This window comes from Candidatus Methanodesulfokora washburnensis (assembly GCF_003947435.1).
GTDB classification, from domain to species: Archaea; Korarchaeota; Korarchaeia; order Korarchaeales; family Korarchaeaceae; genus Methanodesulfokora; species Methanodesulfokora washburnensis.
On record NZ_RCOS01000160.1, the window covers coordinates 1 to 25,029 of the forward strand.

Sequence of the window (25,029 nt, forward strand, 5' to 3'; positions counted from 1 at the left end):
CCGGAGGTGATCATACTTCTGAGGGATTCATGTCCTATCTTACCCGGCTTTGATGAAGCACCGATAACAGCAACAGATCGTGGCTTGAAGAACCAGTGAAGTTGGCTGTCCATAATCTCGCGTGGCTAGGGAAGCTTAAAAATATCCAATGTATTCGTGTCAATGGAAATTCCATTTAATATATTTTATTAATTGATAGTTAATGAAAAGCTACAAACAGCTCATTTCTGGAATTGTATCATGATTCTGACGCAAAAGCCAAGCTTGTCCTGTCTGATAGATTTTCGACATAAAAAGTTGTGTTTATTAATAGTCCTTCCTCCTACTGATGATATCAACTGGCTCTACTCTCGGTATCTCCAAGTTGTTGAAGTCCCTGTCAAATGACACTATGGCCTCCGCTCCAATGGAGAGAGCAACTGCATACTGTATAGCATCATCTATATCCAGTTTCTTCTCCTCGGTCAATTCCACTGCCCTAACCTCCTCTGCTATGGATGTCTGATGTACAACTAAGCCTCTATATCCGGTCAAGCTCATGAGGAAGGCCTTCAGCTTCTCATGTCTTTTGAGGCTGTCCAAGAGCACCATTATGGAGTGAATCGAGAAATCGGACACTGTTCCCGAGATTGCGCCATCTCTGAGCATTTCCAAGAAGCGCTTGCATTCATCCCTCCTCCTGCGGGAGAGCATGATCTCCAGAAATATGTTCGTGTCAACCAGATACATCTTCCAGCACCTTTGAGATCCAGATCTTCTTAAGCTTGTGCTGTAGCTCCACCGAATCTATTTCCAGATCCGCAAGAATTCCGTCAATGGCCTCCACGGGATCCCCCTCGAACCTCAACTCCTCTCCCTCCACCCACGAGACCCATCTTGCAATTGCTTCCTCCACTGCTTTTTGCAGAGAGCCCTTAGTATACCCAAATCTCCTCATCGCAAGCTCTCTAAATCTCCTCTCCAGCTCCTTACTTATGTTGGCTCTTATCATGCTCTCAAGGACATAGAGCAATAAGGCATAAAAGCTTTTTTACACAAAATTGAAACTTTTTATTAAGATCTTTCCTGTTAAAAATCTATTCGAAAGCTTTTTAAATTTCCAATTCCCCAATTTTGTGTAAAAAAAAGCTTTTATCATCTCCTCTTCCTCTCCTCTTATGGAAGAGGAGATGATAAAAGGACTTGGGAAGGCTGAGGAATGCCACTATTCTCGCCTTCCTTACAGTCCTATTGTTCCAGCTCCCTTATGTGTTCTTCTTTCCCTATCGTTCCTTGGAACGGCTTCCCACGAGCCCTTCCTTCATTGTCATCGTCATGATAACGATGGTTCTCATGATAATCGGCCTTATTTTGGGGATTGGATCATGGATATTCGAGATTCTCGGATGGTTTAGCATGTGCAGGGCGGGAGTGAGGAAGTTCTACTGTTTTACCAAGTACATGGTGCTACTTGGCCCGATAGTGGGATTCTTGCTTGCGATTGTTGGAGCAGGGGCGTTGGTCCTTGAAGCCATTGAAAAGGGGGTAATGCCAACGGAGGAGAGTTGATGGCCCACAGGAACATAACAGATGAGGAGGTCTTCAGCGGAAGGCCATTCACAGCAGAGGAGGCGCTTAAAGCAGGGCTAATAGATGAAATAGGGGCTCCAAGCGATGCAATAAACCTTGCCAGGAGGCTAGCAGGCCTTCCCGAGGATGCACCAGTCCATGAGCTAAAACCCCCGAGGCCGAGCCTTCTTCAGCTGTTGCTTGAAGGTACCCTCATGAAGGAGCAGCCAGTGGTCCCATCGATCGAGATCCTCACGATGTGGCCACCTCCAGCCGGCCTTTGATTGCTGCTGTTAATGAAAGCCATAAACCACCTCCAAGAATGGATCTTCGAGCTCCTTCATGTGCTTAGTTAAATCCTTCCTCCATGGATGTTGCCTTTAATGTGGTAAAAGTGAAAAATGGTCGGAAAAGAAAAATTTATAAGCCAATGGTTACTTTATCATCTATGTTGGAAATGAAGAAAATATTATGTGGTAGAGATCTTCACTAATGCCCAACAAAATAAGGATTGAATTACCACTAGTAGCCGTTGTATGTGAATCTTGGTTTAAAGGATTATGTGGAACAGAAAGTAAGCAACTAGATAGCTTCGGTGCACTAAACTCGGAGATAAACAGATATAAAGATGGAGAAGAAGGCCAGGTGTCATAGATGAGTAGGCGGATTCTGAGCATAGAATTTGTTCCAGTAATTTTAAGCTTTATTTTACTATGGTGGTAAAAATGAAAATAGTGGAGATGTCATCTAAAAGTATTATAAATAAAATGAAGAATGGCTTCTTCGCTATGCGATATCTACCATTTAGGCTAACAGCAAACGTTTATCGAGGTTGCACTCACGGTTGCATTTATTGCTATGCAGCATGCAGCCACTACTACATGCGTTCAAGCCCAGCTCTGTTTTCAAAGGAGATCTATGTGAAGAAGAATGCAGCAGAATTGTTTGAGAAAGAGCTGACAAAGCATAAGGAGGCAAAAAGGAAAAGTGTAATTATAGTTGGTAACATTTCCGATAGCTATCAGCCAATAGAGATGAGATATAGATTGACCAGAAAGCTGCTTGAGATATGCTACAGGCAGGATTTTCCATGCTTCATAGAGACAAAATCGCCTTTAATCTTGGAGGATGTTGATATAATCGAGAAGCTGGCTGAAAAAGAGCTCATCGGAGTCGGCATGACGGTGACCTCCTATGACAATGAGCTCACAAAGCTTGTCGAGCCCTTTGTTCCGAGAAGTAAAATTGTGCGTTCCCAAATTCTCCAAAGGGAGAGAATTCTTACGCTGAAGAAGCTGTCAGAAATCGGAGTTGACACATACCTTCATATCACGCCATACTTTCCACATGTGACCGATAACTATATAGATGAGATAATCGGGGATGCGGCAGAAGCAGGTGTGCACAGTGTTATAATGGCCCCTCTTGAAATTACCGGGTTTATCTGGAGTAAACTCAAAAGGGCGCTTGCGAAAAGCAGGAGATATTCATATCTAATACCTCTATATGAAAAAATTTATTTTGTCGATGGAAGGAAGCTCGGAGCCAGAATTACCACATCTGAAATGCATCATTACATGCTGGAGAAAAAGGTATCAGAGCTATGCAAAAAATATGGAATAGGGTATTGGGCATTCACAAACCCTCAATTCAACACAGCAATGATATCAGGTGTCTATAAATGGCGTTATCCCATCCTTCTGGATTACTGGAAACTTGCACGGGAAAATGGAGAATTGACATTGAGAGAAGCTCTACAGTTTGCCTCCAGCTTTCCTGTGGATAGAGAGTATCTATCAGTGCTAAAAGAATACTTTCTGAACGGGAAGCTTTTCGAGGGTGTTTATGGCATTAAAAAAGAAGCCAAGGATGGTGAGGTGGTATATGTTCCGGCATAAGCTTTCAGTTTCGATAAGTAACAATAGTATTGAGGCAGATACCGATCCTACTAGGGAGTGGATTGCCGATTTTATATCACTTTGTTGCTCCCATGATAAGGACTACTGTTGCTGCAGAAATCTCCAACTACTCTTTTAATGGTATCGACGAAACCCCTGCTCATCTCCACCACACTCCTTTTAAATTTTGTCCCACGAGCTACAGACATGCCAGCAGTGAATATTAGATACCGCATGGTAACGCAGGTACGCCAGCGCATGCGATCAAGACATCGTAAATTCATGATCACCAGCCACAAAGAGCAAAACAGATTGTTGAGTCATGATGCAAACCTCGCTTCTTCATGAACTCTCTGATTCTTTGTTATAGCAAAATATAAAATTAAAATAATGATGACAGTTGCTGGGGCTATGGATAAGGAGATGAGGCTTATCCAATCTCCCGGAAGAAGAAGGGAGACGATAAGGACGGAAAAAGCAACCCAGATGATGAATCCAATGAGAACCTTCTTATCAACAATCCTCCTTAGGGATATAAGTGAGATGGAGGAGACAAAGTTGGAAAAAAGGAAGGAGACATAAAGAGCGGAAGCAATGCTATGCTTGCGAATGTGAAGCAGAACGAAGAAGGAAAGGAAGATCAAGGTCGTAAATCCCACAAGGAATCCAACTGCTGCCTTTCTATCCGTCTTAATTTTTGTCCACAATCCTGATAGCTCTGGCATCGGCTCTCGCTCCCTATGCCCTCAAACACTTTATTTATACTTTTCCCTTACTGTGACTCGCATACAAGATAGCAGAACACTGCGGCTACTATGGCGCAGATAGCTCCAGGTACGCCGCCAATAAAACCGGCCGGAATGCAGAATACTAGCCATGCAGAGCCACATCGCAAACCCAATCAGTTATTGCTCATTCTTTCATTTCACTGCTAATGAAATATAACAGTAATGAGTGTATCTTCTATAAGAGCTTCTCAGCGTAGCCATCTTTTGAGGATAACTTCAAAAAAGTTGAAGGTTCCATAGATGAGAAAAATAATAAACAATGAAAGAATGAGTGGTATGTATAATCGTATCTCAGGGAGAAGGTGTGCAAGAAGCATGATAAGACCTGCTCCAGCACATATAACAGCTATATATCCAGCTAATATCCCCTCGCTAAGGGCATCTGGGCCTACCTCCCTTTTTATATCGAGGGGAAGGAGAAAGAGAATGGGATAAGCGAGCAGAAGGAAGAATAGGAGCCCAGCAGCGGTCCCATAATGGGCGTGAAGGGCATAGCCAAACATGCCTAGAAGAGTTGCAAAAAATGAATCTCTGATGACGATCTCCCTCGCTGTGCATTCTCTCTTCGCCCCTTTTATTGATGTGCATTTAACAATCATTCTCCACATATGCTCTATCATTTTCATACTTTTCAAAAAAGGTGAAAGATATCTAACCATGTGCCTCCTTCTCTCCATCCCTACACCTCAAAGGCAGAGCGAATAAAAACTTAGTGTAGGTGATGAAAGCAATAAAAGCTTGCCAATGTAGTCGGATGGATAATCCTCAGAGACGCCTGGATACTCTTCAGCGTCACATTGAATCTTGCATATAATGGCAAAGATTATCTCACATACAATTTCTCCAATGCCCGAAGTTACCTCACCTACAATTATGCATAGTTCGACTGAAGGATAGAGTCAACAACGGAGCTCGCAAACCGTATCGTCGCTCATTATAGCCTTTGCATTCAGTATTGGTTTGTCAATCCACTCAACCCCCTCGACTATCCCTGCTTCTCGATTCTCTTCTTCCATAAGCGTGGGAATTTTATGAAGATCCAGCATGCAAAAATAAGAATGATAAATTCAAGCAGAAAGGAGGCAAAATTTTTCATTATAAGCTCTTTGTGGAGGAATGTGAAGAAACATATTATTATAATAGCCAAAATAATCTGTCCTTTGAGCACTCTTTTATCCCAGATGAAATCCGGATCTAAAGCAACAAGTATGGAGAGAAAGGAAAAACCCCAAAAAAGACCCAAAAAAAGAGAAGATAGAATAGTCTCCCTTGTTCGATAAAGGAAAAAGTTAAACACAAAGTAAGCCACTGCAAGAATGATATACAGCAGCGCTCTTGCCCTCTTTGACATGCTGCACATCACTTTATGCGTCTTAATAAAGTTTATGGATAGCTGCCTACATTTTTGAAGAGTTCTCAGTCGAATTGCATTGGGTCATACTCTTCCCATTCGGACGGTCCGTAGCATACATCAGTGCAGATATTGTCGCAAACAACAGCTCCTATAACAGTCATGACAAGCCCGCAACCGATCACTCCCGGTCCAGTGGTTCCACATGCCAGTAGCGTGACGAAGAAGAAAGCTACGTTACAAACTACGGCACAAGCTGACGTGCAATTATCGTCGCTCATCAATGCAGAAGCATTCATTATAGGCTTATTTATCCACCTAATCTCCACATCTTTCACTATTCCCTTACAAAATGTGCAAGAAATGCCAGCATTGGGGCGGATATAAGAGCTCCAATTAGATAGCCTGTGAATGCCTCTCTGACAGCTCCATGTGTTAAAGCCACGATAAGGAGGAATGATAGGATAAATGGAGTTGTCGATGAGATGGAGAAGAATAGCCCCCTCCAGAACCTAGTTCTGCCCAGCTCAAACTGGATCATCCTTGATATCAGGGCCAGTAGGATAGCACAGAATATTATATATAATATCAATATATGGATATGCTTTGTATATATTAAGGTTAGCTCCATATACCTTGGATTAAAAAGAGGAAAGAGCAACAAGTCTGAGAAAAGCACCAAGTTTGTGAAAAAGAAGAGCAAGATCCAAGTATATTTCCATGATTTTGGTGCCCAATAACCGACCTTCCTCTGCATAGCCTCATCTGTCCCCCATTTCATGAGAAATCCAACAAGAATGCCTCCTGTAGTAAAAAAGAAAATAATAGTTGAAATGCAGAGAAGCTGAAGACTTTTATAATAGAAAGATATATAAGGGAGAAGGCCCAGGATCATTACAGAAAGGGGTATGATGAAAAGAAGAATACTTTTCCCGTCTCTCAAAGCAATGTAGCTAACATATGATATTGGAATTAATAATACAATACAAAGAATTATATATAATATTAGCTCATATACATGTTCTGCATAAAACTCTATTATAGTTTTTCTACCCGGAAGCCAGTATGGGCAGAGTATTAAAATAACGATGAGAACAACATAGTAGATCCAGATCCTTCTCCACGAAGCAGATAATCCCATCAGTGTCATCAGCTTACCTCCTACTGCACTTCTCTTGAAAATAAAAACTTATGTGCATTAAGTACCTAATGTAAAATAAAAATAGTAAGCGGTTGCTAGCTATTGACATTGCTGCTGGCAAACGACAACATGAAATATAATTTCGCAGATTAAATCACAAGCAAGGTGAGCAAGAGGTCCTCCTGCTAGTTCAGCAGGAACACAGATAGCAAAGCAAAATGAAAATCCTTCGAGAAGGCAGACAAGTTCACAAGCCGTATCGTCGCTCATCAATGCAGAAGCATTCATTATAGGCTTATTTACCCACTTAATCCATCCCACATTCCCAACTATTCCTGACAAGAGTATTATGGCTGATTTTCCCTCCTTATCAGGAAAACATGATACAGGGGCACAGCCATTATAGCAGATATAAGAGCTCCAATTAGATAGCCTGTGAATGCTTCTCTGACCTCCCCATGAGTTAAAGCTGAAAGAAAAGAGAAAGGAGGGACAAAAGAGATGAAAAATAGGGAGAAGACGAGGAGCTCAGCCCAGAACTTGGTTCTGTTGATTATGGACTGAAGGATCTTCGATACTGGAACTAGTACAATGGCACAAAATATTATATATGATATTAAAATATGAGGGAGCCTTGTGAATATCAGGATGACCTCCTGAAATACTGGGTTAAAATAGGCGAGGAGAAATTGAGAGAACAGCACCGTGTTACTAAGAAGGAAGAAAATGGCCCACAGATATTTCCACGACTTCGGTGCCCAGAAGCCAACTCTCCTGCGCACAACCTCATCCGCAGCCCCCTTCATCATGAACATTAGAAAAGCTGATCCTAGGATGCCAAAGAAAAGGATAACTAGGACGGAAAGGATCCATTTCTCGGCATAGGAGAAGAGAATATAGGGAAAGAAGCCCAAGATTAGTGCAAAGAAGGGCATGAGGAACCCGAACAATTTAAGAGGAAATTTCCTGCTTTTAATAGCAATATACATAACATGTGATATTGGAATTAATAATACAATACAAAGAACTATATATAATATTAGCTCATGGAGATGCTTTGTATAGCTCATGATCAACAGGCGTGCCCTGTGGCTCGGAAGTAATGCTGGAGAAAACATTAAGAGAACGGTGAGTATGGAAAGGTAGATCCAGATCCTCCTCCATGAAGCAAATAATTTCATCAATTTCATATAAACGATCCCTGTACTCCTTTCAAGAATAAAAACATTGTGACAGGGATCTTTAGCCAAACCAGTGGCATTGCTGAGAACAAACTATAAGTTCAAATAGAATCTCGCAGACTATATGACAGGCTATAGCCGCAGCTCCTCCTGATAACACATCAAAGGGAATGCAGAAAGCTGTGCAAACTGAGAATCCTTCGAGAAGGCATACAATCTCACAAATCCAATCGTCGCTTATTAAAGCCTTTGCATTCAATATTGGTTTGTCGATCCACTTAATCCATCCTATATTCCCGATTATGTTTGCTAAATGTCTCAGCTCCCTCGCCATTACTGAATATGCATGAGGAAGCTGCTTTTTAACTGTCTCATTCCCTTTCTCATACATCTTTGAAAGGTTCTCAGCCAAATTCCCAAGAGTTCTGTACATCTGCGATAGAGTCACTCCACTAAGGTTTACTAGCTCCAGAGAGGTGACCTTCTTGTTCACAGGCGTATACCTGACTGTCGTGAACGCAGATACATAGGCATCCTTGCTTGGAAGGAGGATTGTGGATACCGACAGGTTTCCCTCAGGGGATCTGAATGAGTAGTCGATCTGGTAGTACTTTGCGGAGAAGTTGCCGGAGAACCTCACAAGGCTTATATTAAGGCTTCTTGAGATTGGAGGCTTTTCTGGGACAGTAGCTTCTGAGGACATTATATCCTTTGGAATTGGACTTCTTGGAATAGATCTTGGAATAGGATAGCTTACAAGCAGTGTCCTCTCCACATCCACCCTGTACTCACTTCCATTCAGGTATATCCTCATCTCAGCTTTTCTTATCAGATCTCCTCTTATGTCGACAAGGGCCTCGTTTACCCTGCCCTCCCTCTCATATCTCACTGAAAGTATCTGATGATCCCTCTCCTTCTTTATCACTGTGACATTGTGATGGCACTTATCCAGAGAACAGGAGACAATGGGTTTTAGGGGCTTTATATCAAAGGAATCCCCTTTTACAGCAATGCTGTGCATTGTCTGAATTTCTGGCTGTGCCATGAGGACATTTGGAGCTAGGAGGAGAAGGATCATCATAGATGAGAGGGCGGCTGCAAGCAACCTACCCCTCATGCGAACACCCTTCCTGTACTCAACTTGCTAAATATTTTTTTTTTCGATAGAAAAATTGAAAAATTAATAACTTTAACAAGCATTCCAGCAGATAGTTTTCGATCGAGAAAAGCCGTCAATTAGCAGGAATTTTGGCTGGACTTGATTTCTCCATCTCCTTTATGAACAATCCCAGCTTATATATGGAGGAGACCCTGTCCTGCAGGTATTTTCTCACCTTCTCATCCAAGAAGTTTGTGAAGCTTCTCCATCTCCCGGATCCCCTCATCTTCAACATCCTGTCGCTTGACCCGATCTCCGATATCACATCCTTCAGGTGGACCTTCTCATCCCCCAGCATTCTCAGTATGTCCTGAGGGGTTGGATCCCCAAAAATCTCCTTCACCCTTTCCCTCAGCTCCTTCACCCTTCCGGATCCCTTCAGCCCCAGCATCATGTAGTAAAGGCTGGTGCTGACGGGCCTAATCTCCTCTATAATTGAATCAAAATCATAGGCCAATATTGTGAAGCCCGAATCCAGCGATCTCTGTATCTCCCTTATCACTTCCTCATCCGACTCAACAAGCTCAACGAGCTCTCTTACAAACCTTCCAGATATCACTTTCTCCCCATCGAAAACGGACACGTAAAGGATCTTTACATCCTCGAATTCTATTAAAGAGGTGTCTATTGAGAGCAGTTTTAGTGCCTTAGAAGGGGCTGGAATGGAGATTTTTATCCCAGATATCTCGATTGGTATCCTTCTCTCAGCCATTATGTAGTCAACAGCCCTTACTGCATACCTCTTTGCCAGATCCCAGTTTGCTCCAGCAGATATGAACTCAAAATGTGCCTGATCATCTATCTGCATGAGCATTATCTCGCTTATCTCATCAGGTATAAAGCTCTGTATTGAATCCCTCACCTTCTGCCAGTCCATTTTCTCTAGGAGGCCTGCACATCTGGGCTCATGTATGCTCATCAGCTTTTTGTTGCCCGTGTTTGCAACACTGTACTCCAAGGAGCTGAGATCTATCCCAAACACCTGTCTTAGCACAATACAGAGGACAGCAAGGCCTATCCTGAGCCATGTCATGTTCTCCGCTGGGTCAAGCTCTATGGAATATCCGTAGGTGTAGTCTGAATACCTTCCTCCAGTTTCAGCAACTATCTCAAGGCTTCTTCTATCTCTTATGAAGTAAGTTCTGTCCCCCGCTACAATTGGCCTGAGAGGACCGTTCAAAACCCAGTATGCTCTGTTTGGAACCTTTCTGTAGAGACCGAATCCGGATACAGGTGGGTCAACCACGCATATAACCTCTGAGTGAAGTCTCCCCCTTCTGTAATCCTCTAGGACACTGGGGCTCTCCCCCCAGGAGAGCTTAACCTTCTCATACTCCTCCAGAGTGTAGCTTAGCTCCTCCTCCACCCTTCTCAGATCTGTTATCGGCACAAGCTCGACCCCTGTCACATATCTTCCCCTTCTCCTCAGGCTCTTCACTATCCCATCGGAGCTGTGATCTATGCATCCTATCTGAAATCTCTCAACTAGATCGCAGTAGCCTATATCTGGAAGGAAGCTGATCCCATCCTCCGCTATTAGCAGCCTCTTTATTCCGTAAGGAGGTGCAAACTCGTAGAAATTGAGATTTCTCCAGACCCTCTTTCCCAGTTTTGTCAGATCAGTTCCCCTCACTAGTTCGAGATCCTTCAGCAGGCTGAGCTCCTCTTGGCTCATCTTCTCCCTGAAAAAGGGGGACATGAACTTGTACATTGCCTCAAACAGAGTTGAATATCTGTTCTCCTGATTAACAAGGGCTATCTCAAGCCTCATATTGCTCCACTTCTCGAGGACATCAACTCCCCTGAGGAGGAGCTCCCTATCCCATGATCCAATGGGAAATATCACGGTCTCAGTGTACTCTATCCATTTTCTTCTCCCCTTTCTTCCCTCCCTCTGTTTGAACTCCCTGACTGAGGGAGGAAGGCCAAGATGGACTATCCTTATCACATCCCCTATGTCTATTCCCTGAGCAAGAGTTCTGGGGCTTATCAGTATTCTGACGATTCCTTCCTTTGCAAGCCTTTCTATCTCAGCCCTCTTCTCCTTGTCCACTAGGTGATGATGTGTTGCAACTCTGTGCGATATCTCGGGGTGCTCCGTTAACATCCTTCTGTACAGCTCCTCAGCAGATCTTATGCTCCTTGTGAAAACTATTGTGACTCCATCATCCTCCGCATACCTGCTTATCACCTCAACAGGGTCCACATATGCCTCTGGCAGCTCTATTCCCAGATATCTTGCTATCTCTTTTATAGAGTAATACTTTATTTTAAATTTCTCAAAATCATCTATGGATTCAGCTATATCCCTTCCAGCTGCCCTTAATATCTCCTCCTTATGCAGTTTTACCCTCTCCCACGCACTTCTTAGATCCTTCCCGATGACAACATAAACCCTGTTTTCGGGCCTGAAAGGCCTTCCCCTTATTATCTCAGTCTCTTTTCCGTTTATCTGAGTGAGAATTCCAGCCATCTCCTCGGGATTCCCGAGAGTTGCTGTTAGAATTGCTATTGAGAAGTTCTTGGGGGAAAGAAGCTTTAAAAGCCTGATCATTGAGACCAGAAGGGCGATGCACCTTGGATCGTAGAAGTCGAACTCATCCAGAACTAGGAGATCCATCCTCTCAGCGAATCCATAGAGAATTTTAGGCCCTCCTGAAACCCATCTTTTCATATCCGTCATCAGGAAAGCAGGATTTGTTATCAGGATATCCGAGGATGATACTCTCTTCATCTCCCTTCTCCTCATGGAGTCCATTGCCTCAGCTTTCAGACCAATAGCCTCTGAGTAATCCTTTAACCTAGATATCTGGTCGTTTGCCAGGGCTAAAGTTGGGTAGACCACCATCGTCCTCTTTCCGTCCTTTGAGTAGAGGAACCATGCCTCCGTCTTTCCACTTCCGGATCCGCTTATCAATATCACATTCTTCCCAGATTTGAGGGCTTTCACGGTGCGGAGCTGGTGACTGTAAAGCTTTTCATTGGCTAAATAGCCCCTTTTTGTCCTTGATATCTCAGGAAAAATGTCTGAAAAAGTTAAGTTCTCCTCCTCAGGCTTATCCGCTTTCTGTACATGTTTATAGAAGTCGTAGCTGAGATCCTTTAGAAGTCTCTCTGTGTCCATTTTGCGATTACTCCTTATGGGAGTTAAATAAGGTTTCACACAGAATTTATTGTTTCATTATTTATATCTTTGTGCATAGCCCCCATTCCATAGGTCTTATTAACCTGCGGGCTATGCTTATGGGCTCGGAACATCCGAACTATGAATTTCAGAAGAGGTTTGTACTTAAACTTTTTCCATTCACCACAGAGCTAAAGCTCTGGATTTCTGGGTGTCCATTTTTATAAAACGTGTTCTCTTATTAAAAATTTCTTCATTTTCACTGTTTTCCCATGCTCTCTACTTTCAGAGGAGTCAGATCCCTGTCCCACCTTAAAAGCCATATCCCATTGTCTTTAGCGGCCTCCACAGCTTCAGGAACAGCATAATCAGTATATATAACCTTTATAACTCTATCTCTGAGTAGATCCGGTCTTCTCTTCCTTAGAAGCTCAATTTTGTCGATCAACTCCTTAATTAGGTTCTTCCCGAGCCTGACAGTAGCTTCACCTATAACGCATAGATCTTTATTTGCCCCGTATATGTTTATCTCCATTGAGTCGACGAAAACCCTGTCTAACTCCATATCAATGTTCAGATCCTGTTTTATCCTGTGCTTTATCACGCTCCTGGCCTCATCCTCAACCGATAATGTGAGCCTCTCCAAAGTGGAGGACATCCTGTTTATGCTGGCATGAATCCCCTTTACCTCCTCCCACAGCTTATTCTGGCCTTCTCTGAGAGATTTCACCTCCTCCCACAGCTTATTCTGGTTCTCCCAAAGCTTTGTCATGTTCTCCTCAAGGCTGTCAAGCCTCTTCAACATCTCAGAAATTCCCAGGTAGCCTGCAACTGCATATCTGAACTCGAGATCCCTCTCAAGAAGGTCGAGCATCTCCTTCCTCAGCCTGCTGGAAGCCCTAACCATCACCTAATGGACACTTTATCATATAAAAACTTAAGGTATAGCTTTAGGTTCCAGCAGTTTTTCTTTTTTAATTCAGAATATCCTAAATATTAGTTAAAAACTCTTATTGAACAAAAACTTTTATTTAATCGAGTAAAGGTTCGTGGCTGTGATATTGAGAGTTGCTGGAGTTGTTGTGAGCGCAAGAAAGGAGGGAAACTGCCTGCACTGCATGAAGTACTGCCTTCAGAAACTGAGTGAGATGGGCTTCGATATCCTGTTAATCAATTTCTATGACTACAATATACTTCCCTGCAGCCACTGCAATTATGAGTGCTACGCATTTGAAATAAGGGGAAGGGAGGAGAGATGCCCCATAAACGACGATGTGCCGAGGATATATGGGATGCTCGAAGGAGCTGATGCCATAATATTTGCAATCCCAAATTATGGAGGACATGTTCCCGCACTCTACAGGGCATGGGACATGAGAGTTGCTCACATTCCGGGAAAGACAGATTTCGCAAGGAGATATGAGGACTTCGAGAGGGACTATCTGAAAAAGATACTGGGCTTCATAGTGATTGGCAATCTTGCAAGCGGTGCGGATATGATGCTTCATGAGCTCCTCTATGATTTCTACAATCTTCCTCGTATTCCAGAAGTCTTACTACTGCAGTCAACGGAGTTCGGAAGATCCTCCCTAAAAGGTGATCTAATAGAAGAGGAAGCTGTGAGAAAAAGGCTGGATGTCTTTATCAACGCAATTCTGAGGATATTAAAGCAGAGAGGACAATAATCCACCTCAACTCCTTGTATTAAGGGAATGGATCTCATCCAGCTCCAACATTTTCACCTGTTTTTAATATATAAGCATTATATAGTAAATAACTTAAAATTTATTTATAAAGCCCATAAATGTGAAAACATAACTCCCGGGTATTTCCTGAATAAATTTTATTATATTCTGGATATACCTTTGTCCCTATGATCCTATGGGAACTATCCTTGTGAAGAATGTGCCTAAAGATCTCCTCAGGAGATTAAAGAGACTGAAAGCTGAGTTAAATTGTAGGACATGGGCGGATCTTCTTGCTAAACTTGTTGAGTTGAAAGAGTCAACATTAGAAGAGGAAGAGCTAGAAAGGATGAGATCCGGTGTAAAAAGCTTTCTAGATCTAAGGGAGGCTGTCTCTAACAAATGGTCAGGTTCGCCATCAGTTATAGACGAGATAAGAAGAGGAAGGAGACATGATAGATAGAAAAACATTAACTTTGGATTCGAATATTTTCATAGCCGCTTTGAAGAGAGATGAGACTTACAGCAATAAATGTGTAGATCTGATCTCGATGATATCTGATTCATTTATCTTAGCAGAACCAAGCATAGTATACCAGGAGGTATGCGGAACATTGGCCAGAAAAGTGGATCTAAGCACAGCAAAAGCTGCAAAAATAGCTTGGATCTGATGATAAATCCAAGATTTTTGGTTAATCGTGATAAAGATTTCTGCGTCTCAGCATACGATCTTTGCTCAGAATATGGCATATATGCAATAGATGCTCTCTACCTCAAAGTGGCCCTGAACTACAATGCAATTCTAGTCTCGTTGGATAAGAAGGATTTCATAGACAGGGTGAAGCTCAGAAATCCTCCTATAGAGGTGTATCACATTTCAGAGTTCCCCTATTTCCATCAGGATTAATATCCCAATGAGGAAAATAAGGGGGTTTCATAGGGTTCCTGGAACCTCCCCTGTCATCTCCTTTCTCTCAACCCTCTCAATGAACTTCTTGGAAATCAGCATCATGAAGATAGCTGATATCAGAGATAAAAATAGCTCTAAACGGATATCGAGCAGTGTTTGCTCTCCTGTGGCTGCATTTCTCATCAAATCAAAGGGATATGTTAGCGGGGATATTAAGGCTATGATCCTCAGCTGAGGGGGAAGAACCCATGCAGGAAGGATTATGCCCGAGGCTATCATCACCGGAAACTGGAGTATGTTTATCAGAGCAGCTACATTCCTTCTTCCATATGATAGGGATGAGAAGATCGATGAGAAGCCGAAGCAGGAGGCCAGCGCCATTGCAGCTGATATCAGAAATAGAACAGGGGATCTTATCGATATATCAACCCCTAGAGCTAGATAAAAGAATAAAATCATGTAAATTCCATATATTATAGTGTCTGTAATTATCCTGCTCAGCCTTCCCAAAAGCGTGGAGAACAAGCTTCCTGTGGCTATCACATGCTCTATTATCCCCATCTCCTTCATCCTCCTCAAGGACATGCCAAGATTCCATATAGCCTCTGAGAACATCTCCAGAAAAATGAAGGACCACATCAAGCTTCTCTGCACCAATCCTCTATAAGCTGGGGGCAGGAATAAATTGAAGTTTAGGACGAAGAAGAGGACCCACATTGGCGTTGTTATAAGGCCTATTATCATGGAAGCTCTGTACCTGAAGTATATCTTCACCTCAGACCAAGATGATACAAAAACAGAGTAAAGCGATTCTCTAAGCTTACGAGGAGTATATGCTTCCACTTCTCTCCCCCTCCCTCTCAACAAGCTTGAAGCTGATAACGCCAGCTAGAATGTAGGCTATTGCCATCAGAGCTATGCTGTACAGATTGCCATATGAGATTGAATGAGCTTCTATGACCCTCCTCACAAGCTCAACTGCATGCGAGGTAGGAAGAATGTAGGATACAAGCCTCATCCATTCCGGAAGGACTGAGATTGGATAGGCAAAACCGGAGAACAGGGTGAGAAATGCTTGGAGGAAGTTTGCAGCAGACCAATATTCCTTCACCTTTATGGTCAGGTTTGAGGCCATTATCCCCAATCCCAGAAGAGGAAGTAATCCAATGAACACCATCAAAATGGCGATTATGAAATCCGGAAGAGAAATGTTCATCAGCATTAAGGGTGCATAGGATATTATAAGCCCGAGCATCGCCACCATAACGTATGGAAAAGAGCTGAACAAGAGGAAAAGCTCTCTTCTGGCTGGGGATACAAAGACCTGCTCTAATGTGCCACTTGCTATCTCAGCCCCCGTGTTCTCAGATGCAACTGATACTACTAAGAAGCTCGGGAACATTATGCCATAACCTGTGAGAAAGTAAAGCAGGACATTTTCGGATCCCGTGTTCCTCTGGAACTCCGAGAATGCATCGGGGCTTATGTAAGATGATGCAATTCCCATGAGATAGGAAATTGCAGCCATTATATAGGGAAATATTGAGAAAACAATGAGCCAAGCAGGATCTCTCATGATGTACTTTATCTCCTTGTACATATGGGCTGAGATCTCCAGAAGAACTCCCATTAAATCACCTTTCTGTTTCCCTCATCACTTTGACGAAGACATCCTCTAGGGAGGGCTCCTCTATCTGTGCCTTTATGACTCTTGCACCTCTATTTCTCAGATCTGTAAGAGCTTTGTACATCACATCCATCTCATCCCCATTGCACTCGATTCTCAGCTCAGATACCCCGTTGTCCTTCTTTACAGCTTCTTCCACCTCTACATCTGATAGAAAATCTATGACAACAACCTTTCCTCCGACGAACTTCTTAAGCTCATCCACGGTCCCCGATAACACTATCCTCCCTCTGTCTATCATGGATATCCTGTCACATAGCTCCTCTGCCTCTCTCATGTTGTGAGTTGTCAGTAAAATAGTCTTTCCCTCCTTCCTGAGCTCTGCTAGGAGCTTCCTCACATTTCTGGCAGCTATTGGATCAAGGCCTATCGTAGGCTCATCCAGTATTAGAACAGGGGGGTCATGCATCAAAGTTCTGGCTATCGCAAGCTTTGCCTTCATACCCAAACTGTACTCCTCAAATAGCCTGTTCTTGTCATCTGAGAGCCCAACTAGATCCAAAAGCTCATCAGCCCTCCTTCTTGCATCGCTAAATGACATTCCCCTGAGAACTCCGAAGTAAACAAGGTTCTCCTTCCCAGTGAGCCTGTTGTAAAAGCCCTTCTCAACAGTAAACGTGACTCCTATGACCTTTCTTACCTCCTCCTTCTCTCTTACAACACTTTTTCCATCTATAAAGGCCTCTCCTGAATCGGGCATCAATACTGTCGATAATATCTTCACAGTAGTTGTTTTTCCAGCTCCATTTGGACCTAAAAGGCCGAATATCTCCCCTTTATTTGCTGTAAAACTCAGTTTATCCAGAGCTCTTATCTCCTCCTTCTTTCTCCCCTTCTTCGTTCTATATATCTTGATTAGTTCCTCCGCCACTATCTCCTCTGACAATCTTCCTCACCTTTGCCTTGCTGCTTATCTCGACATTTCTGCATCTGAGAACTCCTATCTCACATCCATCTCCTATAAAGGCATTTTCAGCATCGACTTCATCACATCTTACTTCAATTAAGCTGACGTCCTTTCCCCTTATCTCCTTTGCAGTGAACTTCCTCCCCTTAAAAAAGGGGAAGAGCCTCCTCTCCGGATATATCTTGATTATATCAGCTCTTATTGATCCAAGGGTTCCGTCAGAGGAGAACTTTATGACAACTTTCTCGGCCTCTATGTTGCTTGCTGACACAGATCCGGCTGCATTCAACTCCCTGCACTTTATCCCCTCAGCCTTTAAAGATCCAGCAACTTTCACGGAATTTCCTGTCAGATGCCCCTGAACCTTAGCAGATCCGGCAATTGAGATCTCATCTGCGTTTATCTCCTTCAAGCTAGCGGATCCCGCTACTTTTAATACCTTGGCTTTCAAGATTCCGGTGGATTTAAGGGATCCGCTTACAATGACGAAATCCGTCTCTATGTCCCTTTCAAACGACGCAGATCCAGCTATCTTGAGCACGCTTTTGTCCTCTTTCATGTACTTCTCAAACTTCTCAGTGCTCATCCTCTCCCCTCCTGAGAAGATCCATTATCTCCCTCAGTATTGCATTGATCTCCTCTATCCTCTTGACCAACAGAAGCTCCACTTCATCTATGCTGAGAGCTGAGTAGTCCTTCTCCCTCATCCCTCCACCTCTCTGATTGGGCAAGATACACAATCTGCATCGACAGGTAGTCCTTCTCCCTCATCCCTCCACCTCCCTTTTCAGTGAATCCCTTATCTCCTTTAGCAACTTAACTGTCTCATCCATCTGCTCCAGAATCACCTTCTGCCTAGCTATGTATGCTCTAGCTATCTCTTCCTCTGGCATCTTCCCTGCTATCTCCTCATGGATTCCCAATGAAATCGCAACGACTACTATTGCCAGCAGAGAGGCCCCTGCTATTGCTATAGCTGATACCACAGCGGATGCAAGATCTCCAGTCCTGTATATCAATATGGGAACGCATGCTCCAATAATTACAGCAGCCATAATGCCCAAAAAACCCATAATGCTCTCAAATCTCATGCAAAACCCTCCTCAGGAGATCAGGGGTCAGCTCTATCCTGAAGGGAACTGTTCTGTAGTACTTCCTTCTCTCATCTCCCAGATCCACTTCCTCTATCAGCCCAGCTCTTCTGAGGATGTTGATGTGCATGTATGCCAGTGGGTATGATATCTCAAGCTTTCTCATGATTTCGTATATGTGCATCGGTTTTTCGGATAGCATGGCTATTATCCTTGCTCTGTGCCTGTTTCCTATTGCTGCCAGCAGTTTCTCTAGGTCTCTGAAATCGCTTAGAGCTTCATCCCCCTTCATATAATTCCCTTATGTATAAGTGATAGCTTATATATAAACTTTCCTTAAATAAATATTAATAAAATAAGTTATTATGGATCTACGCTGGGGAAAACTATAAAAAGATGTAGCTCTGGAGTGAAAGAGCATGGAATGGATAGAGGAGCTATTCATCGACAAAAGAGAGCTTTACCTCAGAGCGCGCATACTTAGAAACATTAACCTCCATATAAACCGCTGTTAAGCGGTCTAAATGTTGTTTTTAAGGCTAAATGAACCATTGGTTGCATTATTTCTGATAAAAAATAACTTTAAGCATTAAAACAGTGAGCTAAAAGCATTCTTTCAGCCATTAGCCTCCCCTCTAATTTGATCTCCCTTGAGTCCTCTCACTTCTTGGCCTTTTTGCTGGATACATTTGATCCCATCTAATATATTGTTAGTTATATTTAATAATTCATGTATATAAAAAAAGATGAGTTTTTATACTTCCACCTCATTGTTATTGAGAGATGAGAAACTTGATAAAATATATTCTTCTCTTTTTGCTCCTTGTCACACTATTGGGGCCCATATCCACACTCTCAGCTGCCGGGCAGAAGGCAGTGATAATATCAAACCAAGCTGATCTTCCAGCAGCCAATTACATAAAACAGCTGTTATCTTCGGCGGGAATTAGCGTGACGATACTGCATGCTAGCGACTTTGAAAGCGCCAAGGGCACAGCTGATGTGATAATAGTGCTAGGAGGTCCGGATGCATATGAAGGAGTTGGTCAGATAAGCAGAAAATATCTAAGCAGCGATGATCAGCAATATCTCAGGTCAACAAAAGGATCTTCTGTTGTGAGAAAGTTCTCTGATTCAGGGAAGGAGAAATTATAATAGCTGGAAATACTAGAAGTGAGACAAAGCTATCCTCAGAGGTGTATTCTCAGGCTGGATTTCCGGGATCAAGCCTAGCTGCCTCAGCAGCCAAAATAGTTGCTCTTACAGGCGATAAGCTCACATATAGAATGGTCACTACTGATAAAAAGGAGGGGAAGACTCAAACAACAATGGTCACTGTCGAGAGATTTTCTGGAACCATGGATGGAACTGCGATAAATGGAATGAAGTGGATTTACACATATCAGGGGCAAAATACTCAAGCAGAGCTGATAGCAGGCTACACTTCTGATGGGAGATCCTGCACTATGATGAGAGTGATTTCCTCTGGCACAAGCGTTGTTGTCTATCCATGGAATTGTGTTCAGAAATCCCAGACAAACACTCCAGCTGGTGGTGGGGGCCCCTCGGAAATACTAAATCAGAGGGTAAGCGTGGAGACCAAGATAGTTCCTGCTGGAACTTTTCTATGCCTTAAATATGAGCTACATGACAGCAAAGGAGGTATTTCTAGGTTATGGAGCTCTTCTCAGGTGCCTTTAACAGGCTTGGTTGCCATGGAGTATGAGGGATCCGATAGTAGTGTTGTGATCGAGCTAGTGAAAATAGGATAACTAGCCACCTTTTTTCTTTTTTTTAAATAAATTAAATATATCACTTCATCCGCTACTGCTTTTACCAGCAGGAAAATATCTCTACAAATCACTTTAGCTATTCGTGGATCTTTGCTGAGTAAAATGCTATTTGGAGCACTCTGGCTGTTGGACATAACAGATTTCCTTTTGTGCGGAAATTTACTAAAAAAGATGGTTGGGGCCTTAAGTGCTATTCGAGGTCATATCGGCTTAGGTGATCCGATTACCTCGTCCAGCACTAAGGCCAGGGATTTGCCCGCAAAGAGATACAGAAAGACGCCTACTATACCTCCTCCTACCCACGGTATAACAGATCCTATTGCCTCCAATATCACAGCTACTATGAAGATGACGATATACCATATAAGATAGTTGCCAAGACCTATCTTTTGTATAAGTCCCCAGTTCTCGCTGAAGGCGAATATCTTGGAGAAGTTCATCCCAGATCTTATCATGTTTCCTATTGCCATGACCCCAAGTATCATGAAGATGAAGAGGAGTACCAGGGCTACTGCGACAAGACCTCCCACTGCCAGTAGAGCAGATGAGGGTGCCATTCCAATGCCTCCAATACCGAATCCCGTCATTATAGCTCCTGCAATTATAACAATAAGCGGAACTATCGCGTATATAAGTCCTGCTATTAGCACAAGAAGCCCGTCTACAAAGAGCTTTCCATAATCACTCAGCTTAGGGGGCTCATCGGGGCTCTCCCTTATTATCTTTGCCGTGTATCCCAGCACAATCAAGTTTACTATTGGTATTATGTTCAGCACTATCAGCAATATCAAATTTCCTATATCGCTGAAAACTTTCCCTGTAAAAGATGCGGCCTTATTCAGATTATCCGATAGATTCAAATTTTTTCACCAAGATGTTTGACGGAGCTTCTTTATAAACTTTTTTACTAACTCAATCAGCTCATTGAAAAACGTCTAATACAAGCTGATGATCTTCCCTAAACCACCGTTAGATGCTATGGAATCTCTCTTAGAACTATCATTGTGTTGGTCGACTTGACGCCTCTCACTCTTCTTATCTCATCTATGCACCTGTTTGTCTCAGCCACACTTACGGCTGATATTGTCACTACTATGTCGTAAACACCAGTGACCTCATGTATGCTTCTCACATTCGGTATTCTTGCTATCTCCTCAGCCACCTCTCCTGTTGGAATTGATGGCTCCACGGAGACAAGGACGAAAGCACTTATGGCTCCATCTCCCACCTCTATTGTGAACCTCCTTATAACTCCGGCTTTCTGAAGGTTCTTCACCCTTCTTCTGACAGCTGATTCAGACATGTTTAGCTTCTTCCCAAGCTCAACAAAGGATATTCTGGAGTTCTTCTTCAGCTCCTCAAGTATGACTCTATCTATTTCATCCATCCCTCTACAATGAGGCTGATACTTAAGAACTTAAAGTTAATAGCTTCACTCTCTTATTTGCACATGCGATCCAAAACTCTATTTGAGGAGGCCAAGAGACACATACCAGGGGGAGTTAACAGCCCTGTTAGGGCATTTGAGCCAAATCCCTTCTTTGTAAAGGAAGCAAAAGGTGCCAGAATATACGATGTTGATGGAAAGGAGTACATAGATTATGTCATGGGATATGGCCCTCTTCTATTTGGCCATGCAAATGAGAGAATTATAAACAGAGTGAAGGAGGCGGTTGAGAGAGGAACCCTCTATGGAGCTCCAACAGAAGAGGAGGTTGAGCTTGCAAGGAGGATAAAGAAGTTCTATCCCTCCATAGAGATGGTGAGACTGGTGAACTCCGGGACAGAGGCGACAATGCATGCTATAAGGCTTGCAAGAGGTTTTACTGGAAGGAGGAAGATAATAAAGTTTGAGGGATGTTTTCACGGCTCACATGACTCAGTGTTGGTGAAGGCTGGATCAGGAGCCCTTACCTTCGGCATCCCATCCAGCTCAGGGGTTCTTGAGGACACAGCTAGGCACACCCTAGTTTCCAGATACAACGACATCTCCCTCACCGAGGAAATAGCGAGAAGGAACGGGGATGATCTTGCTGCCATAATAGTAGAGCCTGTGATGGCAAACTCGGGCCTGATACCTCCTGATATAGAATTCCTGAGGGGGCTTAGAAGCATAGCGGATGAGCTAGGATGCGTGCTGATATTCGACGAGGTTGTGACAGGTTTCAGGCTATCCCCTGGAGGAGCGCAGGAGTACTATGGGGTAAAAGCAGATCTCACAACGCTTGGAAAGGTGCTGGGAGGGGGATTTCCGATAGCTGCATTCGGAGGAAGGGAGGAGATAATGAGAAACATATCACCATCAGGAAGGATATACCAAGCAGGGACTTTCAGCGGCAATCCAGTTTCTGTTGCTGCAGCTCTGGCTGTGACGGAGATGATAAACGAGGGGATCTACTCTTATCTCAGGGATTATGGGAAGAAGCTTGTCTCGGCGATAAGGGATATCATAGATGACAGAAACCTGAAGGCAACAGTAAATCATGTGGAATCGATGTTCCAGATATTCTTCACGGATAGAGTTAGAACCTATGAGGAAGCCCTTTCCTCAGATCTTAAGAAATTCAGGGCATACTTCATGAAAATGTTGGAGAAGGGGATTTTCATACCTCCCTCCCAGTTCGAGACCTGCTTCATATCCACAGCTCATTCCGACGAGGAGATGAAGATCACAATAGAGGCTCTTGATGAAGCTCTAAAGATTGTTTAACCACAACATATCATTCTTTCAGATTATTGTTTATAAAGTTGTGATCTCTGCTCTTGCTAAATGACCACTATATCGGTCACAGAGAATGTTAAAAGGGCACTTCTAAAGATAGCCTCTGAGCTTCAATCGAAGCTTGGGATAAGGATTGATCTGAATGAGGCAATAAGATACCTTTTGAAGAGAGGAAAAAAGAATCCCAACCTACTAGAAGAGGCATGCAGACCTATTCCTGAGTTTGAGCTTGCATATGAGGAGCTGATTGAGGAGAAGAAGAGGGATGAGGAGAGAGCTAGAAGGAAGTATGGTGTTTGATACAATCATCCTCTTAATGCTGATGGTGAGGCAGCTCCTTACAGATTTGGGGGTTCATTGAACCACAGCATATCCTCAAGTCTCTTTCCCTTCCTCCTTCTCCTGCTCACTATGGGGTATCCTCCGATCGACTCATATGCCCTCTTAGCTAGCGCATCTGCTTCCCCTCTGGAGAACCTGTTCCACTCACTTGAGAACCTGAAATTTCCGGGAGAGGTCCAGCTTATGTCAAAATCCTCCAGATCCTCAGGCAGGATTGGGACTGTTACCACATCCAACTTTCTGTGAAAGCAGAGAGGAGCTGTGAAAACTCTTCTTGGTCTTATCTCATTTGCCAGAACTAATTTCTCCACATTATGCTTTCTTCTGATCTCCTCAACCTTTAGCTCAAGCTTAAGCCTGACGAATTCTGTCACAGACCAAGCTATGTCAAGCGGATTTATATTCAGGGATATGGATAATGGGTGAATATGCACATGAGCTCCATTTCCGCTCCAAATTATGAAAACAGAGTTCTTCACTCCCTCTTCACTGAGAAAATTGATAATCTCCCTTATTACCTCAACTGTGGCCCTCCAGTTATTTATTTCACTGTCTATATCCCATGTCGGTGTTGCGGATATAACATTTCCTTCATCATAGACATCTTCCCTGCTCTCTATCCTTCTATATATCTCTATAGTTCCATAAAAAGTTCTAACAGGTCCAAGCAAGCGCAACAAAGCCTCAAGTTCAACTTCATCTCTTACCCTGAGCGGTCTCCCATTTAAGTACCTCCTGAATCCATTTTCAGTCTGAACAGAAACCCATCTCCCCCTCAGAAAATCAACTATAGCTCTTCTCACATCTGCTCTGGAGAAATGATCCATTACGGCACCTCTGACTCACTCCTCCTCTTAGCCTCAGCTATTTTCTCCATCACCTTCTTTGGAAGGGCATAATCCTCCTTGGAAATTTCAGCAGGTCCTACTATCTCCATGCCCTTTCCGGGGACTATTTCTATCTCGTACATCCTGAGGTCGTGGTTTGTCTGCCTCATCTTCTCTATCATCAGAAATCTCCTCAGTCTTCCTCCCTTAACAGATCTTCTGAACCTTATTATCCCATCCGCTATATGCTCTATTCCAAAGCCAAAAGCTTCAGCTGTTGATATAGCATATTGAGATGTGGCCAGTATTGTGAAATCCCACTTGCTGAACACCTTCTTTATGTAATAGCTGTACTTCCTCGCCATAGCCGGTTTATCAAGCCAGAAAGCGCTTAGGGAATCGATAACAAGCCTGGCTCTTCCGTATCCAAGCTTTTTCTTTGCATCTATAACCTTCTGGACCAGTGCCTCCGGATCAAGAGAGGTGAGACTCCACTCATCTGCCGCAAGCAGGGCATCTATTACTATTATCCTTCCTTCTTCAACCCCCTTTCTCATGTCCATTCCTAAAAGCTCAGCCTGCTCAAGTATAGAGCCCCTTGATTCCTCTGTGGTCACGTATATCACTTTGTCCCCCTCCTTATACCCCTGCCATGCGAAATGCTGACAGAGTATGGATTTTCCAGTTCCAGGCTCCCCAGTGACAGCAACAAGAAAACCTCTCGGTATTCCTCCTTCCAGCATGAGATCAAGCTTTCCTATTCCAGTTGAGAGCCTGTCCATTAAGAGTAATTAATGCTGGAATTATAATAGCTTTATTCCGCTGGGCCTCTGAAGTTCAATATGGGAAAATCTTTTTATACAGATTTTGATCCA

At 43.2% G+C, this 25,029-nt stretch carries 32 protein-coding genes; 11 read left to right on the forward strand and 21 right to left on the reverse strand.

All coding sequences use genetic code 11. The annotated features are described in order from the left end of the window. Positions 1-306: 306 nt before the first annotated feature. Together D6D85_RS13755 and D6D85_RS13760 are read right to left on the reverse strand one after the other, a co-directional pair. Positions 307-729: a type II toxin-antitoxin system VapC family toxin gene (locus tag D6D85_RS13755; protein WP_125672610.1), complete on the reverse strand. Its 423-nt coding sequence runs from the start codon at positions 727-729 to the stop codon at positions 307-309. Then, entirely contained in the window at positions 716-991 is a 276-nt protein-coding gene (locus D6D85_RS13760; RefSeq protein WP_125672611.1) for a hypothetical protein, read from the reverse strand. The genes D6D85_RS13755 and D6D85_RS13760 overlap by 14 nt, the downstream gene beginning before the upstream one ends. A 191-nt stretch (positions 992-1,182) precedes the next feature. Here D6D85_RS13760 and D6D85_RS13765 point away from each other — a divergent pair, with 191 nt between their 5' ends. The 3 genes from D6D85_RS13765 to D6D85_RS13775 all read left to right on the forward strand — a co-directional run bounded on the left by D6D85_RS13765 (position 1,183) and on the right by D6D85_RS13775 (position 3,446). Continuing rightward, positions 1,183-1,548 carry a hypothetical protein gene (locus D6D85_RS13765; RefSeq protein ID WP_125672612.1) on the forward strand — a complete coding sequence of 122 codons (366 nt, stop codon included), beginning with the start codon at positions 1,183-1,185 and terminating at the stop codon, positions 1,546-1,548. Beyond that, positions 1,548-1,832, forward strand: coding sequence for a hypothetical protein (locus D6D85_RS13770; RefSeq protein ID WP_125672613.1), 285 nt, complete (start codon positions 1,548-1,550; stop codon positions 1,830-1,832). The genes D6D85_RS13765 and D6D85_RS13770 overlap by 1 nt, the downstream gene beginning before the upstream one ends. A gap of 441 nt (positions 1,833-2,273) precedes the next feature. Beyond that, positions 2,274-3,446, forward strand: coding sequence for an SPL family radical SAM protein (locus tag D6D85_RS13775; protein WP_161969894.1), 1,173 nt, complete (start codon positions 2,274-2,276; stop codon positions 3,444-3,446). A 320-nt stretch (positions 3,447-3,766) separates the two neighbouring features. Here the strand turns inward: D6D85_RS13775 and D6D85_RS13780 are convergent, their stop codons facing one another. The 8 genes from D6D85_RS13780 to D6D85_RS13810 all read right to left on the reverse strand — a co-directional run bounded on the left by D6D85_RS13780 (position 3,767) and on the right by D6D85_RS13810 (position 13,097). After that, positions 3,767-4,171, reverse strand: coding sequence for a hypothetical protein (locus tag D6D85_RS13780; protein WP_125672615.1), 405 nt, complete (start codon positions 4,169-4,171; stop codon positions 3,767-3,769). A gap of 251 nt (positions 4,172-4,422) precedes the next feature. After that, positions 4,423-4,911: a hypothetical protein gene (locus tag D6D85_RS13785; RefSeq protein WP_125672616.1), complete on the reverse strand. Its 489-nt coding sequence runs from the start codon at positions 4,909-4,911 to the stop codon at positions 4,423-4,425. A 222-nt stretch (positions 4,912-5,133) separates the two neighbouring features. Further along, positions 5,134-5,280: a hypothetical protein gene (locus D6D85_RS16530; RefSeq protein ID WP_161969895.1), complete on the reverse strand. Its 147-nt coding sequence runs from the start codon at positions 5,278-5,280 to the stop codon at positions 5,134-5,136. A 642-nt stretch (positions 5,281-5,922) separates the two neighbouring features. Beyond that, a complete protein-coding gene (locus D6D85_RS13790) occupies positions 5,923-6,735 on the reverse strand; it encodes a hypothetical protein (RefSeq protein WP_125672617.1) in 813 nt (270 codons plus the stop codon). Positions 6,736-7,073: 338 nt separating this feature from the next. After that, positions 7,074-7,661, reverse strand: coding sequence for a hypothetical protein (locus D6D85_RS13795; RefSeq protein WP_125672618.1), 588 nt, complete (start codon positions 7,659-7,661; stop codon positions 7,074-7,076). 307 nt (positions 7,662-7,968) lie between these two features. Continuing rightward, positions 7,969-9,024: a hypothetical protein gene (locus D6D85_RS13800; protein WP_125672619.1), complete on the reverse strand. Its 1,056-nt coding sequence runs from the start codon at positions 9,022-9,024 to the stop codon at positions 7,969-7,971. Positions 9,025-9,139: 115 nt separating this feature from the next. Beyond that, on the reverse strand, positions 9,140-12,190 hold the full coding sequence (locus D6D85_RS13805) for a DEAD/DEAH box helicase (RefSeq protein ID WP_125672620.1): 3,051 nt from the start codon (positions 12,188-12,190) through the stop codon (positions 9,140-9,142). Between the two features lie 259 nt (positions 12,191-12,449). Beyond that, positions 12,450-13,097, reverse strand: coding sequence for a hypothetical protein (locus D6D85_RS13810; protein WP_125672621.1), 648 nt, complete (start codon positions 13,095-13,097; stop codon positions 12,450-12,452). Between the two features lie 142 nt (positions 13,098-13,239). Between D6D85_RS13810 and D6D85_RS13815 the strand changes: the two genes are divergently transcribed. From D6D85_RS13815 to D6D85_RS16745, 4 genes are all read left to right on the forward strand, one after another. Then, positions 13,240-13,875: a flavodoxin family protein gene (locus D6D85_RS13815; RefSeq protein WP_125672622.1), complete on the forward strand. Its 636-nt coding sequence runs from the start codon at positions 13,240-13,242 to the stop codon at positions 13,873-13,875. Positions 13,876-14,071: 196 nt separating this feature from the next. Next, positions 14,072-14,338, forward strand: a complete 267-nt coding sequence (locus tag D6D85_RS16735) for a hypothetical protein (protein ID WP_125672623.1) — start codon at positions 14,072-14,074, stop codon at positions 14,336-14,338. Beyond that, the gene (locus tag D6D85_RS16740; RefSeq protein ID WP_125672624.1) at positions 14,328-14,546 is read left to right on the forward strand and encodes a hypothetical protein; all 219 of its coding nucleotides are present in this window, start codon (positions 14,328-14,330) and stop codon (positions 14,544-14,546) included. Before D6D85_RS16735 ends, D6D85_RS16740 begins: the two co-directional genes overlap by 11 nt. Then, a complete protein-coding gene (locus tag D6D85_RS16745) occupies positions 14,546-14,782 on the forward strand; it encodes a PIN domain-containing protein (protein ID WP_337189978.1) in 237 nt (78 codons plus the stop codon). Before D6D85_RS16740 ends, D6D85_RS16745 begins: the two co-directional genes overlap by 1 nt. 27 nt (positions 14,783-14,809) lie before the next feature. Here D6D85_RS16745 and D6D85_RS13835 read toward each other — a convergent pair whose 3' ends face one another. Genes D6D85_RS13835 through D6D85_RS13860 form a run of 7 tightly spaced genes read right to left on the reverse strand, consistent with a single transcriptional unit; the run spans position 14,810 to position 18,762 of the window. Next, positions 14,810-15,628, reverse strand: a complete 819-nt coding sequence (locus D6D85_RS13835; RefSeq protein WP_161969896.1) for an ABC transporter permease — start codon at positions 15,626-15,628, stop codon at positions 14,810-14,812. Beyond that, positions 15,606-16,415 (reverse strand): ABC transporter permease, encoded by an 810-nt coding sequence (locus D6D85_RS13840; protein ID WP_125672626.1) that lies wholly within the window; start codon positions 16,413-16,415, stop codon positions 15,606-15,608. Before D6D85_RS13840 ends, D6D85_RS13835 begins: the two co-directional genes overlap by 23 nt. A gap of 4 nt (positions 16,416-16,419) precedes the next feature. After that, on the reverse strand, positions 16,420-17,358 hold the full coding sequence (locus D6D85_RS13845) for an ABC transporter ATP-binding protein (RefSeq protein WP_125672627.1): 939 nt from the start codon (positions 17,356-17,358) through the stop codon (positions 16,420-16,422). After that, the gene (locus tag D6D85_RS13850) at positions 17,315-17,965 is read right to left on the reverse strand and encodes a hypothetical protein (RefSeq protein ID WP_125672628.1); all 651 of its coding nucleotides are present in this window, start codon (positions 17,963-17,965) and stop codon (positions 17,315-17,317) included. The genes D6D85_RS13845 and D6D85_RS13850 overlap by 44 nt, the downstream gene beginning before the upstream one ends. Further along, on the reverse strand, positions 17,955-18,086 hold the full coding sequence (locus D6D85_RS17105; protein ID WP_272914447.1) for a hypothetical protein: 132 nt from the start codon (positions 18,084-18,086) through the stop codon (positions 17,955-17,957). The genes D6D85_RS13850 and D6D85_RS17105 overlap by 11 nt, the downstream gene beginning before the upstream one ends. A 60-nt stretch (positions 18,087-18,146) precedes the next feature. Further along, complete coding sequence (locus D6D85_RS13855) at positions 18,147-18,470, reverse strand: hypothetical protein (RefSeq protein ID WP_125672629.1); 324 nt, start codon at positions 18,468-18,470, stop codon at positions 18,147-18,149. Beyond that, positions 18,460-18,762 (reverse strand): ArsR/SmtB family transcription factor, encoded by a 303-nt coding sequence (locus tag D6D85_RS13860; protein ID WP_125672630.1) that lies wholly within the window; start codon positions 18,760-18,762, stop codon positions 18,460-18,462. Before D6D85_RS13860 ends, D6D85_RS13855 begins: the two co-directional genes overlap by 11 nt. A gap of 491 nt (positions 18,763-19,253) precedes the next feature. Here D6D85_RS13860 and D6D85_RS13865 point away from each other — a divergent pair, with 491 nt between their 5' ends. Then, positions 19,254-19,625, forward strand: a complete 372-nt coding sequence (locus tag D6D85_RS13865) for a hypothetical protein (RefSeq protein ID WP_125672631.1) — start codon at positions 19,254-19,256, stop codon at positions 19,623-19,625. Positions 19,626-19,666: 41 nt separating this feature from the next. Further along, positions 19,667-20,242: a hypothetical protein gene (locus tag D6D85_RS13870; protein WP_125672632.1), complete on the forward strand. Its 576-nt coding sequence runs from the start codon at positions 19,667-19,669 to the stop codon at positions 20,240-20,242. 221 nt (positions 20,243-20,463) lie between these two features. Here D6D85_RS13870 and D6D85_RS13875 read toward each other — a convergent pair whose 3' ends face one another. Continuing rightward, a complete protein-coding gene (locus tag D6D85_RS13875; RefSeq protein WP_125672633.1) occupies positions 20,464-21,123 on the reverse strand; it encodes a DUF4013 domain-containing protein in 660 nt (219 codons plus the stop codon). 116 nt (positions 21,124-21,239) lie between these two features. Further along, on the reverse strand, positions 21,240-21,650 hold the full coding sequence (locus D6D85_RS13880; RefSeq protein ID WP_125672634.1) for an Lrp/AsnC family transcriptional regulator: 411 nt from the start codon (positions 21,648-21,650) through the stop codon (positions 21,240-21,242). A 63-nt stretch (positions 21,651-21,713) separates the two neighbouring features. Between D6D85_RS13880 and hemL the strand changes: the two genes are divergently transcribed. Next, complete coding sequence (gene hemL / locus D6D85_RS13885; protein ID WP_125672635.1) at positions 21,714-22,973, forward strand: glutamate-1-semialdehyde 2,1-aminomutase; 1,260 nt, start codon at positions 21,714-21,716, stop codon at positions 22,971-22,973. A 60-nt stretch (positions 22,974-23,033) separates the two neighbouring features. Continuing rightward, the gene (locus tag D6D85_RS13890; RefSeq protein WP_125672636.1) at positions 23,034-23,285 is read left to right on the forward strand and encodes a hypothetical protein; all 252 of its coding nucleotides are present in this window, start codon (positions 23,034-23,036) and stop codon (positions 23,283-23,285) included. Between the two features lie 38 nt (positions 23,286-23,323). On the opposite strand, the gene D6D85_RS13895 is transcribed toward D6D85_RS13890, so the two are convergent. Together D6D85_RS13895 and D6D85_RS13900 are read right to left on the reverse strand one after the other, a co-directional pair. Then, positions 23,324-24,154 (reverse strand): hypothetical protein, encoded by an 831-nt coding sequence (locus D6D85_RS13895; protein ID WP_125672637.1) that lies wholly within the window; start codon positions 24,152-24,154, stop codon positions 23,324-23,326. Next, positions 24,154-24,936 carry a KaiC domain-containing protein gene (locus tag D6D85_RS13900; protein WP_125672638.1) on the reverse strand — a complete coding sequence of 261 codons (783 nt, stop codon included), beginning with the start codon at positions 24,934-24,936 and terminating at the stop codon, positions 24,154-24,156. The genes D6D85_RS13895 and D6D85_RS13900 overlap by 1 nt, the downstream gene beginning before the upstream one ends. Between the last annotated feature and the right edge of the window lie 93 nt (positions 24,937-25,029).

Coding starts and splice junctions, on each gene's coding strand:
- D6D85_RS13890 (WP_125672636.1), top strand. CDS start 23,034: ATGACCACTATATCGGTCACAGAGAATGTTAAAAGGGCACTTCTAAAG.
- D6D85_RS13855 (WP_125672629.1), bottom strand. CDS start 18,470: ATGAGATTTGAGAGCATTATGGGTTTTTTGGGCATTATGGCTGCTGTA.
- D6D85_RS17105 (WP_272914447.1), bottom strand. CDS start 18,086: ATGAGGGAGAAGGACTACTCAGCTCTCAGCATAGATGAAGTGGAGCTT.
- D6D85_RS13770 (WP_125672613.1), top strand. CDS start 1,548: ATGGCCCACAGGAACATAACAGATGAGGAGGTCTTCAGCGGAAGGCCA.
- D6D85_RS13810 (WP_125672621.1), bottom strand. CDS start 13,097: ATGGTTAGGGCTTCCAGCAGGCTGAGGAAGGAGATGCTCGACCTTCTT.
- D6D85_RS16740 (WP_125672624.1), top strand. CDS start 14,328: ATGATAGATAGAAAAACATTAACTTTGGATTCGAATATTTTCATAGCC.
- D6D85_RS13880 (WP_125672634.1), bottom strand. CDS start 21,650: ATGGATGAAATAGATAGAGTCATACTTGAGGAGCTGAAGAAGAACTCC.
- D6D85_RS13800 (WP_125672619.1), bottom strand. CDS start 9,024: ATGAGGGGTAGGTTGCTTGCAGCCGCCCTCTCATCTATGATGATCCTT.
- D6D85_RS16735 (WP_125672623.1), top strand. CDS start 14,072: ATGGGAACTATCCTTGTGAAGAATGTGCCTAAAGATCTCCTCAGGAGA.
- D6D85_RS13805 (WP_125672620.1), bottom strand. CDS start 12,190: ATGGACACAGAGAGACTTCTAAAGGATCTCAGCTACGACTTCTATAAA.
- D6D85_RS13790 (WP_125672617.1), bottom strand. CDS start 6,735: ATGACACTGATGGGATTATCTGCTTCGTGGAGAAGGATCTGGATCTAC.
- D6D85_RS13900 (WP_125672638.1), bottom strand. CDS start 24,936: ATGGACAGGCTCTCAACTGGAATAGGAAAGCTTGATCTCATGCTGGAA.
- D6D85_RS13785 (WP_125672616.1), bottom strand. CDS start 4,911: ATGGAGAGAAGGAGGCACATGGTTAGATATCTTTCACCTTTTTTGAAA.
- D6D85_RS13755 (WP_125672610.1), bottom strand. CDS start 729: ATGTATCTGGTTGACACGAACATATTTCTGGAGATCATGCTCTCCCGC.
- D6D85_RS13850 (WP_125672628.1), bottom strand. CDS start 17,965: ATGAGCACTGAGAAGTTTGAGAAGTACATGAAAGAGGACAAAAGCGTG.
- D6D85_RS13795 (WP_125672618.1), bottom strand. CDS start 7,661: ATGCCCTTCTTTGCACTAATCTTGGGCTTCTTTCCCTATATTCTCTTC.
- hemL (WP_125672635.1), top strand. CDS start 21,714: ATGCGATCCAAAACTCTATTTGAGGAGGCCAAGAGACACATACCAGGG.
- D6D85_RS13865 (WP_125672631.1), top strand. CDS start 19,254: ATGAGAAACTTGATAAAATATATTCTTCTCTTTTTGCTCCTTGTCACA.
- D6D85_RS13840 (WP_125672626.1), bottom strand. CDS start 16,415: ATGGGAGTTCTTCTGGAGATCTCAGCCCATATGTACAAGGAGATAAAG.
- D6D85_RS13895 (WP_125672637.1), bottom strand. CDS start 24,154: ATGGATCATTTCTCCAGAGCAGATGTGAGAAGAGCTATAGTTGATTTT.
- D6D85_RS13760 (WP_125672611.1), bottom strand. CDS start 991: ATGATAAGAGCCAACATAAGTAAGGAGCTGGAGAGGAGATTTAGAGAG.
- D6D85_RS13780 (WP_125672615.1), bottom strand. CDS start 4,171: ATGCCAGAGCTATCAGGATTGTGGACAAAAATTAAGACGGATAGAAAG.
- D6D85_RS16745 (WP_337189978.1), top strand. CDS start 14,546: ATGATAAATCCAAGATTTTTGGTTAATCGTGATAAAGATTTCTGCGTC.
- D6D85_RS13860 (WP_125672630.1), bottom strand. CDS start 18,762: ATGAAGGGGGATGAAGCTCTAAGCGATTTCAGAGACCTAGAGAAACTG.
- D6D85_RS16530 (WP_161969895.1), bottom strand. CDS start 5,280: ATGCTGGATCTTCATAAAATTCCCACGCTTATGGAAGAAGAGAATCGA.
- D6D85_RS13775 (WP_161969894.1), top strand. CDS start 2,274: ATGAAAATAGTGGAGATGTCATCTAAAAGTATTATAAATAAAATGAAG.